Origin of the sequence: Caulobacter sp. D5 (assembly GCF_003185805.1) — a bacterium.
Taxonomy (GTDB): Bacteria; Pseudomonadota; Alphaproteobacteria; order Caulobacterales; family Caulobacteraceae; genus Caulobacter.
Genome location: NZ_QHJY01000137.1, coordinates 16980 through 30175, shown reverse-complemented (window position 1 = coordinate 30175; position 13196 = coordinate 16980). Strand labels below are relative to the sequence as shown.

General features: G+C 68.1%; 12 protein-coding genes. 4 read left to right on the top strand and 8 right to left on the bottom strand.

Annotated elements, in window-relative coordinates:
* Positions 1-142 precede the first annotated feature (142 nt).
* The 8 genes from DMC18_RS09995 to DMC18_RS09960 all read right to left on the bottom strand — a co-directional run bounded on the left by DMC18_RS09995 (position 143) and on the right by DMC18_RS09960 (position 9449).
* The gene (locus DMC18_RS09995) at positions 143-1042 is read right to left on the bottom strand and encodes a phosphate ABC transporter substrate-binding protein (RefSeq protein WP_110118534.1); all 900 of its coding nucleotides are present in this window, start codon (positions 1040-1042) and stop codon (positions 143-145) included.
* A gap of 26 nt (positions 1043-1068) precedes the next feature.
* Positions 1069-2610, bottom strand: coding sequence for an acetolactate synthase large subunit (locus DMC18_RS09990; RefSeq protein WP_110118533.1), 1542 nt, complete (start codon positions 2608-2610; stop codon positions 1069-1071).
* A 141-nt stretch (positions 2611-2751) separates the two neighbouring features.
* Positions 2752-3609, bottom strand: a complete 858-nt coding sequence (locus DMC18_RS09985) for an HpcH/HpaI aldolase/citrate lyase family protein (RefSeq protein ID WP_110118532.1) — start codon at positions 3607-3609, stop codon at positions 2752-2754.
* Positions 3610-3972: 363 nt separating this feature from the next.
* Positions 3973-4971 (bottom strand): protocatechuate 3,4-dioxygenase, encoded by a 999-nt coding sequence (locus DMC18_RS09980; protein WP_110118531.1) that lies wholly within the window; start codon positions 4969-4971, stop codon positions 3973-3975.
* Positions 4972-5067: 96 nt separating this feature from the next.
* A complete protein-coding gene (locus DMC18_RS09975; protein WP_110118530.1) occupies positions 5068-6369 on the bottom strand; it encodes an MFS transporter in 1302 nt (433 codons plus the stop codon).
* A gap of 25 nt (positions 6370-6394) precedes the next feature.
* Positions 6395-7246, bottom strand: coding sequence for an amidohydrolase (locus DMC18_RS09970; RefSeq protein ID WP_110118529.1), 852 nt, complete (start codon positions 7244-7246; stop codon positions 6395-6397).
* A 200-nt stretch (positions 7247-7446) separates the two neighbouring features.
* Positions 7447-8472, bottom strand: a complete 1026-nt coding sequence (locus tag DMC18_RS09965) for an amidohydrolase family protein (protein ID WP_110118528.1) — start codon at positions 8470-8472, stop codon at positions 7447-7449.
* A 20-nt stretch (positions 8473-8492) separates the two neighbouring features.
* Positions 8493-9449, bottom strand: a complete 957-nt coding sequence (locus DMC18_RS09960) for an ABC transporter substrate-binding protein (protein WP_199232561.1) — start codon at positions 9447-9449, stop codon at positions 8493-8495.
* A gap of 337 nt (positions 9450-9786) precedes the next feature.
* Between DMC18_RS09960 and DMC18_RS27165 the strand changes: the two genes are divergently transcribed.
* The 4 genes from DMC18_RS27165 (at position 9787) to DMC18_RS09945 (ending at position 13180) form a co-directional block, all read left to right on the top strand.
* The gene (locus DMC18_RS27165) at positions 9787-9921 is read left to right on the top strand and encodes a hypothetical protein (RefSeq protein ID WP_255580319.1); all 135 of its coding nucleotides are present in this window, start codon (positions 9787-9789) and stop codon (positions 9919-9921) included.
* 34 nt (positions 9922-9955) lie between these two features.
* Complete coding sequence (locus tag DMC18_RS09955) at positions 9956-11188, top strand: LysR substrate-binding domain-containing protein (RefSeq protein ID WP_110118526.1); 1233 nt, start codon at positions 9956-9958, stop codon at positions 11186-11188.
* A 94-nt stretch (positions 11189-11282) separates the two neighbouring features.
* Entirely contained in the window at positions 11283-12029 is a 747-nt protein-coding gene (locus tag DMC18_RS09950; RefSeq protein ID WP_110118525.1) for a dienelactone hydrolase family protein, read from the top strand.
* Positions 12026-13180, top strand: coding sequence for a lactonase family protein (locus DMC18_RS09945; protein WP_110118524.1), 1155 nt, complete (start codon positions 12026-12028; stop codon positions 13178-13180). The genes DMC18_RS09950 and DMC18_RS09945 overlap by 4 nt, the downstream gene beginning before the upstream one ends.
* Positions 13181-13196 lie beyond the last annotated feature (16 nt).

Here is a 13196-nt window from a genome sequence, read left to right as displayed (position 1 = left end):
GGCAGGCCTATTCATTTTTCGCCGCCGCGACCGGCTGGAATCTCAAGAAATATTCTGTGACGACTTCACAACGACGAACGCCGACGCGTCCGGACCGCGAGGTCCGGGCGCGCCGGCGTCGAAGAAACCGAGATGATCTGGATCAGGCGCCGAGGCTGGCCGTGAAGTCGTCGAATAGCTCGTCGACCGACAGCTTGCGCGGGATGATCTTCTGGTCGAAGGCCCAGTCGATGGCCAGCTGTAGGCCCTTACGGTTGGCTTCCAGGCCAAACGGCGGATAGACGGCCGGCGGGCCGCCCTCGGTCAGGGCGCGGCTCTCGACGATCATCCGATAGATCTCGCGGACCACGTCGGGGCGCTGCCTGGCGACATCCTCGTGGACCACGAAGATGTGGTTGATCGGCACGACCTGCTCGCGCTCGAACCAGGCCTTGGCGGCGTTGAACGGGTCCGGCACCAGGTACTGCACGCGCGGATCCTTGGGCAGATCGACGCCTTGCAGCGTGGCCGCCAGTTCGCCGTCGAGCATCATCTGGCCGATGTCCGAACCCTTGGGCAGGCGCACGCAGTTGGCCGGGTCGGAGTATTCTTCCAGGTGGCCGTCGCCGGTGGTGCGCCAGGTGACCTTGTCGAGGTCGACGCCGTATTCATGCTGGAGCACGCCGCGGATCCACAGGCCGGTGGTCTGGGCGTAGGTGCGCACCCCCACTTCCCTGCCCTCGATGTCCTTGGGGTCGAGGTGGCCGAGTTCCTTGTTGAAGCCCGCGCAATGGTGCTGGAAGCGGCCCGAGATCGGGGCCGGCAGCAGCACATAGGGCTTCCCGTAGCACTTGGCCTGCAGGTAGGTGACGATCGCCAGCTCGCCGGCGTCGTACTGGTTGCGGCGGACCATGTCCTTGAAGCCGTTGTGGGCCTGTTCGGGGCCGCAGAAGTCCAGGGTGACGATGTCGGACGTCACCCGGCCGTCCTTCATGGCCTTGGTCACCGGATAGTCGGCCAGGTTGGTCTTCAGGGTCAGCACTTCGGTCGCAACGTCGCTCATGACGCGGTCCCTCCCGGTTCGTTCTTTTAGAGTTTGACTTCGATCAGCACCGGGCCCGCCTCGCGGGTGGAGTTGATCATGGCCTGGGTGAAGTCTTCCGCCGTCTCGACGCTGACCGCCGGCACGCCCATGCTCTTGGCCATGGCGACCCAGTCGATGGTCGGGTTGCCGATGTCGATCATCGACAGGGCGCGCGGCCCCGGCGCGGCGCCCGCGCCCATGTTCGAATATTCGGCCTTGAGGATGGCGTAGCTGTTGTTGGCGAAGATGATCGTCGTGACCGGCAGGCCTTCGCGGGCCTGGGTCCACAGCGACTGGATCGTGTACATGGCGCTGCCGTCGCCCACCATGCAGAAGGTCCGGCGGTCCGGGCAGGCCATTGCCGCCCCCGTCGCCACCGGCGTGCCGTAGCCGATCGAGCCGCCCATGTTCTGGATGGTGTCGTGCGGCCGCGCCCCGGCGGTCAGGCCCATCGACTCCCGGCCGGTGGTCAGGGACTCGTCCACCAGGATGCAGTTCTCGGGCATGGCGTAGCTGAGGGCGTGGGCGATGCTGACGGGGTTCAGCGCGCCCTGCGGGGCCGCCTGCTCCGAGCGCGCCTGGAGCACCGGATCGGTCTTCAGCGCGCCAAGGGCCTGCGCCAGCATCTCCAGGCCCAGGATGCTGTCCTCGTCCTTGGCGACCAGCTCATGCACCTGGCAGCCGGCGGGCTTCAGCACGCTGGGCTTGTCGGGATAGCTGAAGAAGGCGATCGGCTCGCCGGTCTCGACCGTGACGATGTGCTTGAAGCCGCTGAGGAACGCCACGGCCTGGTTCACGGCGTAGGGGATGCGCTCCAGCGGCGTGCGGCCCGCGCCACGCTCGATGCGGACGCTGAAGAACTGGGTGGCGATCCGACAGCCGGTGGCGGCGGCGACGCGGCCGGCCAGATCCAGCGAGCGCCCCCGCATGGACTTGCCGCCGAAGATGATCAGGGTCGGCTCGCCCGAGGCCAGCACCTTGGCGATGTGCTCGACCTTGTCGGCCGGCGGCGCGCGGCGGGCCGGCTCGCGCTTGGGAAGCTTGGGAACCTCGCCCGCCTCGCCCCAGCTGGCGTCGCCGGGCAGGATCAGGGCCGAGACCAGGCCCTCATTGGCCTTGGCGACGGCGGCGGCGGTGTCGGTGGCGATCGACTCCGAGCTGTCGGTGGTGCGCACCCAGTGGCACAGGGGCCTGGCCAGGCCCTGGATGTCGGAAGTCAGCGGCGCGTCGTACTTCAGGTGCGAGGCGGCGTGCTCGCCGATGATGTTGACCATGCCGACGCCGGCCCGCTTGGCGTTGTGGATGTTGGCCAGGCCGTTGGCGAGGCCGGGCCCCAGGTGCAGCAGGGTGGAGGCCGGCTTGTCCTTCATCCGGGCCCAACCGTCGGCCGCGCCGGTGGCCACGCCCTCGAACAGGCACAGGACGCTGCGGATGCGGGGATTTTCCAGCGCCGCCAGGAAGTGCATTTCCGAGGTGCCGGGATTGGCGAAACAGACCTCGACGCCCTGGTCGGCCAGCGTGTTCACAAGGCTTTCGGCGCCGTTCATGGCTACTCCCCGTTCCCCGGCGATTACGCGGCCGGGTGTTGTTCGATCATGGGAAGTTGAGACCACGGCGGAGGGGGAAGCCTCCAATCCAATCGGGCCGGAAAGCGATAGATTTCCGGCCCTTGGAGTATTTTCCGGAGACTAGTAGCCGGCCAGTTCCTTGCCCTTGCCGACCACGCCGTAGGAGCGCTGCGGGGCGGCCATCAGCCAGCGGTAGCCTTCCGACAGCAGACGCTCGAGGTTGCCGGCGTTGGTGTGCGGGTTGCCGACCGGCACGCCGTGGCGCACGCAGGTCTCGGCGACCTTCTTCATGGCGTCGCGCACGTCGGGATGATCGTACTGGCGCGGGAAGCCCATTTCCTGGGAAAGGTCGCCCTCCCCGATCAGCACGAAGCCGATGCCGGGCACCTCTTTCAGGATCTCATCGAGGTTCTCGACGCCCTTGACGCTCTCGATCATCAGGCCGACCAGCAGCTCGCCCTGCGGGGCCAGCGGCCAGACGTCGGCCTTGGCGTAGTAGTCGGCCATCGACAGGCCCCAGTAGCGGGCGGCGGTGGCGGGACCATCGCCGCGCACGCCGCGCGGCTCGTACAGCGGGGCGTTCTTGGGACGGGCGTAGCGGCACGAGGCGACGGCGTTGTAGGCCTGAGCCACGTCGTTGATGTGCGGCCAGATCACGCCGTAGACGCCGCGGTCGAGCGCCTGCTTGGCGTAGGCCTGGTTCATCTCGACGCCGTTGGCCGGCACGCGGACGATCGGGGTGACCTGCGGGGCCAGGGTGGGCGCCGAATGGATCTGCTTGCGGTTCAGCAGGTACTGCAGGGAATCGCCGAGGGCGGCCATGTCCCAGGGATTGTGCTCCATCTCGAACACCAGGCCGTCATAGGGCGAGTCCGAAAGGTCGATGGCGCTCTGCTTGTCGGCCTTGGCGAAGCAGGTGAAGGCGGGCTTGCCGGCTTCCCAGGCGCGGATGACGCCGTTCAGGCGGGTGTCGGTCATGGTTCTTCCCCGTGGTTTCTGTCCGACTGAGCTAGACCCGCGCGGTCGTCTCGCCCTGATCGATGAACCTTCCCCGCCGATAGAAAAAGCGCGCGGGAGCCGGTCAAGCCCCCGCGCGCCAAGTGTCCCCATGCGCTTTCAGGACGGGGATCGGGAAGGACGTCGGATCAACCTTCACTTACCCACCAAACATGCCTCCCTCGCCCTCGTGGCGAGGGCCCATGCCGGCGACCGCTCAAACCTTGGCGGACTTCCAACGATCTGAGCGGCTGAACGATAGGCCCTGGGCACAAGGCCCAGGGAGGCAGCGTTTGGATGAAGGCGGATGAGGGCGGAGGTGGAGGAGCAAGGGCGCAAAGCCCCCTACTCCTCGGGATTCCAGTACATGAAGCCCATGCCCTCGCCCGTGCCGGCGGCGGTGCGCCAGCAGGGCACGTAGTCGACCAGGGTCATCTGCGCGCCGGTGTGCTGCAGGGCCATCATGACGATGCTGTAGATCTTCACCTCGGAGGTGCCCGACTGGTAGTAGCCGTCGGGGATCGCGGCGAGGCCGTCGTAGTCGTAGGCCGCCAGCTTGCCCATGACATCGCGGTCGAACTCCTCGTCATTGACGAAGTGCGACAGCCCGCCCGAGGCGATGATCGCCACGCGCACGTCGGCCGGCCAGGCCTCGATCGCCTCGCGCAGCACGCGGCCGAACTCGATGCAGCGGCTCATCGAGGGCTGGGTCGGCGGATAGAACAGGTTGAACAGCACCGGCACGTGCGGCGGCGGCTGGTCGCCCATGATCTGGTGATAGACGAAGCTGTAGGCGTGCGGCACCACCGGATAGTCGGGCTTCATGCCCTGGCGCTGCTCCATCCAGACGTTGTCGGGCCAGGCCTGCAGGTCGTTGAGGTCGAAACCCTCCTTCTGGAAGGCCTTGATCAGATAGGTGGCCAGCTCCGGATAGGCCTTGTGCACGACGTGGTGGTCGGGGGCATAGACGGGGCGCTGGGGCGGGCCGTTGTGGACGTCCTCGCCGGTATAGATGGTGATCGACGGCGACTGGTCGGGCCAGATCTCCTTCTGGTCCTTGCCCAGCACGATGGCCACGTCGATCTTGGCGCGGCCATAGGCCTCGGCCATCTTGTCCAGCGCGGCGCGGCAACGGCCAGCGCGCTCGGTGCGCTCCTCGATGGTCAGGAACGGTTCGAAGGCGGCCTCGCGATGGGCCTCCAGCTCCGGATAGGTCCAGGTGCGGTTGCGGAACCACAGCTCGGGGTTCTTGCGGTCCCGCTCGCCATTGGTCAGCCAGTCCTCGGGCGCCTGCCCCAGCATGCCGCTGTGCGGCACAGCCATGCCAAATACGATCTTGGCCATACGCGTCTCCTTGATCGGCGAGGCCTAGGGCTCGCGCCCCAGACCCGCCAATTCGTTTCAGGCCCGGCGTGATCGCTTCACGCCGGGATATTCAGATCAGACCACCACGCCCTCGGGCACCTTCGGAGCCCAGTCGCGGCGCAGGACGAACAGGGTCGTCAGGGCGCCCAGCAGCAGGAAGGCGAAGATCACGTACATCGGCACGGTGTAGCCGCCGCTGACGTCGAGCAGCCAGCCCGACAGGATCGGCGCGACCATGCCGGCCAGGCTGACGGCCACCTGCTGGATGCCGGTGACCACGCCGACGGCGGGTTTGGGGATCAGGGTCAGGCGGCAGAGGGCCAGGTTGTTGGCGGTGGCCAGGCCCAGGCCCGACAGCGAGAACACGTTCCAGAACAGGGCCAGGGCCGTGTTCTCGGTCTTGGCGCCCAGGATCACCGTCGAGGCGACCAGGAAGCCGGCGACCACGAAGCTCTTGCGCACCACCACGGCGTCGCCGCCCCGGGCGATCAGCTTGTCGGCCGTCCAGCCGGCGACCAGCGCGACGATGGCGATGCCCGCGAAACTGAAGAAGGAATAGAGCCCCATCTTCTCCAGCGTCAGGCCGCGATGCTCGACCAGATAGGCCGGCATCCAGGTCATGCAGTAGAAGGTGAAGTAGTTGTAGCAGAAGTTGACCACCAGCGTGCCCCAGACGAGCGGGCTGGCCAGGATGTTCTTCAGCGGCACGGCCGAGGCCTTGGCCCGCACGGCGACCATGTCGCTCTTGGCCGGCAGGTCGTTCTTGACCCCGAACAGCCACGGCACCAGCCACAGCAGGCCGACTGCGCCGGTGATGACGAACATGGCGCGCCAGTCGTAGGCGACGATCAGCCAGGCGGCGACCGGCGCGCCGATGGCGGGACCGAACTTGTTGCCCAGCATGTAGAGGCCGACGGCCGTGCCGCTCTGCCCCTCGTGGAAGTTGTTGCGGATCCAGCGATAGCTGGCCGGCACAACCACCGCCTCGGCCGCGCCGACAATCAGGCGCATGACGATCAGGGCCGCCAGGGTGGTCGTCAGGCCGGTCAGGGCCGAGGCCAGGCACCAGAGCACGAAGCAGATCGTGTAGGGTACCTTGACGCCGTAGCGGTCGACCACCCAGCCCATCGGGATCTGCAGGGCCGCGTACGACCAGAAGAACGCCGAGTTGATCCAGCCCCGGTCGAGGTTGGAGAGATGGAAGTGCGCCTTGAACGACGGCACAGCCAGGGCCGACGAGATGCTGGTGCGGTCGACGAAGGCGATCAGCGCTCCGGCGGCCAGCAGCGCGAGGATCGCCCACCGCTTCCAGGCGGCGTTCTCGACCGCCTTGACCCCGGCGGGGGCGGCCGTCGCGGCCGGATCGATGCTGGCCATGTTTTCCTCCCGAGCGTTTGTCATCTTATTCGCCCAGCTTCGGATACAGCGTCTGGGCGGTTTTGCCGAAGACCCATTCCTGGTCGGCCGGCGAAAGCGTGGCCAGGCGCTGGCGGGCGGTGTCGAGGATCTCCGACAGCGTCCCCGGCGAGGTCGGGAAATTGGAGCCCCAGGCCAGGCGGTTCGCGCCGAACACTTCGACCAGCTTAGGGAACCAGGTCTCCGGCGTCGCCGCGCCCTTGGTGCTGTCGCCCATGATCCGAGGGGTGAGCTTCATGTAGATCGACGGCAGGTCGGCCAGGTCGAACAGGCTCTGCGCATCGGCGTAGGGAGGGCCGTCGGCGACCTCCGGGCGGCCCAGGTGGTCAAGGATGATCGGCACGTTGGGGAAGCGCTCGGCCAGGGCCCGCACCTGCGGCAGGCCGACGGGGCCGGTCTGGATGCACATGGTCAGGCCCAGCTCGCCCAGCAGCTCCCAGGCCGGATAGGCGCTTTCGTCCTCCAGTTCGGTGGGGTCGAAGTCCTTGGTGCTACCGCCGGTGAAGATGCGCAGGCCGGCCAGGCCCTTGTCGGTCCAGGCCTTGATGGTCTCGACCGCGTCGGGCGCACGCACGTCGACCGAGCCGACGGCGATCAGGCGGTCCGCGTAGCGGTTGCAGGCGTCGACGACGTAGCTGTTGTCGAAGCCGTAGGTGGTGGAAGAGTGCACGACGGCCGCCTTGGCCACGCCCGCCTCGTCCATGGCCGCGATCAGGGTCTCGACCACGCAGGGCCGCTCCTGCGACCAGTCCGAGCGCTTGCCGAACAGCGGCGCCGGCGGATAGCGGCCCTCGTCATCCGAAATCACGTGCGGATGGATGTCGATCACCGAGGACATAAGCGCTCCCTAGACTGGCCTCCGGCGGGTTGTTCGCCGCCGTTGTTCGAGGGCCATGGAACGCGAGATCGCAGGCCGGGAGCAGTCGAAGCTATGCGGCGAGGTATAAGTTTCGGGCCGCTCCGAAAGCCCGTCGGAACGACAGAGGGCGCGGCGCGGATCGCCCGCGCCACGCCCTCCTAGCGCCTTGATATGCTAGCCTATTTGCCTTGCGCCTTCAGGTGGGCGTCGAGGCGCGGATAGACCCGGCGGGCGTTGCCTTCGTAGATGTTGAAGCGGTCCTCGTCGGTCAGGCCGACGCAGGCGTCGACATAGCGCTTGGTGTCGTCGAAGTAGTGGCCGGTGTCGGGATCCTTGCCGCGGACGGCGCCGATCATCTCCGAGCCGAACAGCACGTTCTTCGACGGGATCACCTTGGTCAGCAGATCGACCCCCGGGTGGTGGTAGACGCAGCTGTCGAAGAAGATGTTGTCCAGCAGGCCCTCCAGCGGCCGGTTGGCCATCTCCAGCGACATGCCGCGATAACGGCCCCAGTGGTAGGGCACCGCGCCGCCGCCGTGCGGGATCACCAGGCGCAGGGTCGGGAAGTCCTTGAAGAGGTCGCTCTGCAGGATCTGCATGAACACCGAGGTGTCGGCGTTCAGGTAGTGGGCGCCGGTGCCGTGGAAGTTCGGATTGCACGAGGCGGCCACGTGCACCATGGCCGGCACGTCGAGATCGCAGAGGGCCTCGAACAGCGGATACCATTCGCGGTCGGTCAGCGGCTTGCCGGTCCAGTAGCCGCCGGTCGGGTCGGGGTTCACGTTGGCGCCGACGAAGCCCAGTTCCTCGACGCAGCGGCGCAGCTCGGGGATCGAGTTGGCCGGCGGCGCGCCGGGCGACTGCGGCAGCTGGCAGACCGGCACGAAGTTGTCCGGATAGATCTCGGTCACCCGCTTGACCAGGTTGTTGGAGACCTCGGCCCATTGCAGGCTGGTGCGCTCGTTGCCGAGATGGTGGCTCATCAGGCCCGCGATCGGCGAGAACAGGGTGACGTCGGATCCCCGCTCCTGCTGGAGCTTCAGCTGGCCGTTGCCGACGCCTTCGCGGATCTCGTCGTCGCTGACGTGGGCCTCGGAGACGGGCGGCGCGGTGGACGGGCTGTCGGCGGCGTCGACCTGGCGCTGGCGCCAGTCGCGGAACGACTTCGGAACGGTGGTGAAGTGGCCGTGGCAATCGATGATCATGGTCGTGTCTTCCCCAACGCTCACTGCTTGTCCGGATCGACGAACAGGTCGTCGATGCTCATCCGCTTGGGGGTCAGGCCCTGGGCGAAGGCGGTGCGCTCGAGCGCCTCGATGGTCGGACGATTGGCCTCGATGCCGTAGGGCAGCGGGTCGGGACCGACGATCTCGGTCAGCTTGACGTACTTCTTCTCGGTGGCGTTCTGCGGGCCATTGGCGCGCACGCGCTCCAGCCACTCGTCCTTGGCCTGCTTGAAGGCCTTGTAGAGCGACTGGGCCACCCACGGATGCTCTTCCAGCACCGAGTCCTTGACCACGATGGTGCCGTGCATCGGATAGACGCCGGTGCGGCGGAAGTAGTCGGCCTCCAGCTCGGCGGCGTTGGGCAGCAGGTCCGGATAGTCGGCCTCGACCTCCTGCCAGCCGCCGGTCGGGGCGCCGGTGCGACCGATGCCGGCCGCGCCCTCGACGCCCGCCGACAGCTCGCCGTCGGCCATCATGTCGGCCAGCGGGCGGTCAGCGTGGATGACGTTGCCCGGCAGCTTCAGCTCGCGAACGTGCTCCTCATCGTCGACCACCCAGGTGACCTTCGAGGCATCCAGGCCGCAGTCGTCCATCAGGGCCTGGCGCAGCCAGACGCCGGTGGTGACGGAGTAGGCGCGCACCCCGACCTTCTTGCCTTCCAGATCCTTGGCCGTGACGATGCCGGCGTCGGGGCGGATCAGCATGCCCGAGTGGTGGAAGCGCCGGACCACGAAGATCGGCAGCGCCTTGAACGGCGCGCCATAGGCCCGCGCGATGATATAGGTCGTGGGCGCGATCTCGCAGACGTCGAACTCGACGTCGCGCACCATCCGCCGGAAGGCCCCGATCTGCGGCTTGACGGTGATGATCTCGGCCTCGACGCCCTCGATGGGGATCGAGCCGTCGCGGATGGCCGACGTGTGCGGATGTTCCGCCACGGCGATCTTAAGGGGCACCTTCTTCCCGGCCAAAGTTCCTCTCCTTGGATTCTGTCTGTATCCGGGGAATGGCCGGCGGTCATCGGACCAGGCGTCGTCCCCGTTCGCACCGACAGAGGCGTTGACGCTCGGACGATCGCAACCGACGCACCGCGAAACCTTGAGGGCGCGCTCCATTTCCTATCGGCGGCGCGCGAGGCCCGCGATAGGTTCGGCGCGACAGGTGATAAGTTTTGCGCCGTACGGCGTCATAGATCGTGCGCCTGGCGACGGGTTTCTTATCACCCCGGAGCCCCACTTCAGCGCAAACGCACGCGTTTCGACCGCAACCAAACGCCCAGGCCAAGAGCCCGGAATGATTGCGGAATTCCCGATGTTTTTCGCTGTTTTCGCCCGTGAGCTGGAGGCCGTCAAAGGCGTCGTCGCGGCCGGCTCGGCGCCCGAACCGACCGTATTCAGCCCCTTTCCGCCCGACTTGCACCCCGATTGATTCCTGTTACCCGTTGGCGATCGGAGGAAGAAAAATGATCGACATGGATCCTGAACACAGGGCCGCGTCGCTGAGCTTTCGCCAGCTGAAGCTGTTCGAAAGCGTCGGGCGGCTTTGCAGCGTCCGCAGGGCGTCGGAAGAGTGCAATCTCTCCCAGCCCGCCGTGACCCAGGCCCTGGCCAAGCTGGAGCAGCAGATCGGCGCCGTCCTGCTGGAGCGCCGCGCCAGCGGCAGCTACCTCAACGAGCTGGGCGAAATCTTCCACCGCCGCACCACCCGCCTGTTCGAGCAGTTCGAGCAGGCGCTGACGATCCTGGGCGTGCCGGAAGACACCGCGCCGGTGATCGCCAAGCGCATCTCCCGCTCCCAGGCCCGCAGCCTGATCGCCATCGTCGAGAGCGGCTCGTTCGCCCAGGCGGCGCAGTCGCTGGAGCTGTCCCAGGCCTCGCTGCAACGGGCGGCGCGCGACCTGGAGGGCAACCTCAAGAAGTCGATCTACTACCGCACCGCCGCCGGGGTGATGGTGACGCCGGCCGGGGTCGAGTTCGGCCGCCGCATCAAGCTGGCCACCCAGGAGATCGAGTGGGGCATCCAGGAGATCGAGGCCGCGCGCGGCAGCGTCGCCAGCCAGATCGCCATCGGGGCCATGCCGTTCGGCGGCAGCATGCTGCTGGCCTCGGTGCTCGACGCCTTTGTCCAGGCCAACCCCAAGGTCGACGTCAAGATCGTCAACGAAAGCGCCTCGGAGATGCTGAAGCGTCTGCGCGACGGCGAGGTCGATTTCGTCATCGGCCTGGTGCAGGAGACCACGGCCGACGACCTGGTCAACGAGGCCCTGGCGCGCACGCCCTACACCGTCGTCGCCCGCCGCGGCCACAAGCTGGCGCGGCAGGGCGAGATCAGGCTCGAGGACCTGCTGCAGTACGACTGGGTGGTCGGCACGCCGGGCTCCAGCCGCCGGGCCTGTTTCGAGCGGATGTTCGAGGGCGGCCCGGGGCCCAAGACCTCGATCGCCACCAGCGCCCTGCCGATCGTCCGCCACCTGCTGCTGCGCAGCGAACGCCTGGCCCTGATGACCTCGTACGAGGTGATGCACGAGAACGACCTGACCGCCCTGCCCTTCGGCCCCGCCGGACCGGCGCCGGCCATCGGGGTGACCATGCGGGCCGGCTGGCTGCCGACGGCCCTGCACCAGGAGTTCATCGACCTGCTGCGCCGCCACACCGCCGACACCACGACCCCGACCCTGGTGCGGCACGCCGGCTGACGGCGTTTCGATCGCCTGGCGCGCCGAATCTGGCGCCGACGGATGGGGCGGCGGCTATCATCTGCCGCCCCATCCGGCTGTTTCGAGTCCCTGCATGAAGACCCTGGAAATCGCGGCCGCCGACGGCCCCTGCCCCGCCTGGTTGAAGACGCCGCAGGGCCAAGGCCCCTGGCCGGGCGTGATCCTCTACATGGACGGCCCCGGCATCCGGCCGGCGGTGCACGAGATCGCCGAGCGGCTGGCCAGCAACGGCTACGCCGTCCTGCTGCCCGATCTGTTCTATCGCTCGGGCCCCTACGGGCCCGTCGACCCGAAGATCGTCTTCACCGATCCCAAGCTGCGCGAGGCCCATCGCGAGACGTTGATGGCCCCGGCCACCCCGGCCCGGGTGATGGCCGACACCGCCGCCTTCCTGACCTTTCTGCGCGACGCGCCCCAGGTGGCCGATGGCCCGATCGGCGTGGTCGGCTACTGCATGGGCGGACGGCTCGCCTTGATCGCGGCCGGGACCTATCCCGACAGCATCGCCGTGGTCGCCTCCTATCACGGCGGCGGCCTGGCCAACGACACGCCGTCCAGCCCGCACCTGCTGGCCCCGAAGATCAAGGCCCGCGTCTATGTGGCCGGCGCGATCGAGGACGCCAATTTCGACGACGCCCAGAAGGCCCGACTGGAAGCGGCCCTGACCGAGGCTGGCGTCGATCATCGGGTCGAGACCTATCCGGCCAAGCACGGCTGGGTGCCCAGCGACATGCCGGTGCACGATTCCGCCGAGGCAGAGCACCATTGGGCCACGCTGGTCCCGCTGTTCGACGGCGTGCTGAAGGAAAAGGCCCGATGACTGACCCCGCCCTCACCCGCCGCACGCTCGGCGCCGGCGCCCTGGCGCTGCTGGCGGCCGGAACCGCCCAGGCCGCGCCGAAGGGCGAGCAACTGGTCTATATCGGAACCCAGGCCACGGAAGGCGGCCAGGGGATCGTCGCGGCCAGGCTAGACTCCCGCACCGGCAAGCTGACCCCGCTCGGCGTCGTCGCCGAGATCGCCCGCCCGACCTGGATGCTGGCCCATCCGTCTCGCCCGGTGCTCTACGCCGTCAGCGAGACCGGCGCCGCCGACGGCCAGGTGCAGGGCAAGGTCCACGCCCTGCGCGCCGATCCTGCCACGGGCCGACTGAACCCGATCTCGGCAGTGGACTCGGGTGGCGGCGGGCCGACCCATCTGACGCTCGATGCGGCGGCCAAGGGGCTGCTGGTCGCCAACTACGCCTCGGGCCATGTCGCCGCCCTGCCCGTCCGCGCCGATGGCGGGCTGGAGGCGCCGGCCTCGGTGCAGGCCGACCAGGGCTCAGGTCCCTCGCCGCGCCAGAAGGGGCCGCACGCACACGGCTCGGTCATCGATCCTTCCGGCCGCTTCGCGCTGGTCGCCGATCTCGGCGCCGACCGGGTGTTCGTCTATCCCTATGATCGCCGCGCGCGACGGCTGGGACCGGCGACGACCGACAGCCTCGCCCTGCCGCCGGGCTCGGGACCGCGTCACCTGGCCTTCCATCCAGGCGGCCGTTTCGTCTTCCTGATCAGCGAGTTGGTCCCGCAACTTCGCGCCTACGCCTGGGACGCCCGTCAGGGACGGCTGACCCTGGCGCATGCGACGCCGCCGCTTTCCGAGACGCCGAAGGCCAGCGGCGCCGAGATCGCGATCAGCCGCGACGGCCGGTTCGTCTACGCCTCGGTGCGGGTGGAGAACGTCATCGTCGCCTTCGCCGTCGATCCGCGCACCGGCGCCCTGACCGAGATCCAGCGCATCGCCTCGGGCGGCCAGACGCCATGGAGCTTTGGAATCGACCAGACCGGCCGTTGGCTGTTGGCGGCCAACCAAGGCTCGAATACCGTGACCGTCCTGGCGCGGGATCCGGCAACCGGCCGCCTCGCCCCGACCGACCAGTCCCTGGCGGTCGGCAAGCCCACCAGCCTCGCGTTCCTGGCCGCCCGCTAGGTCGCGCCCATCGACG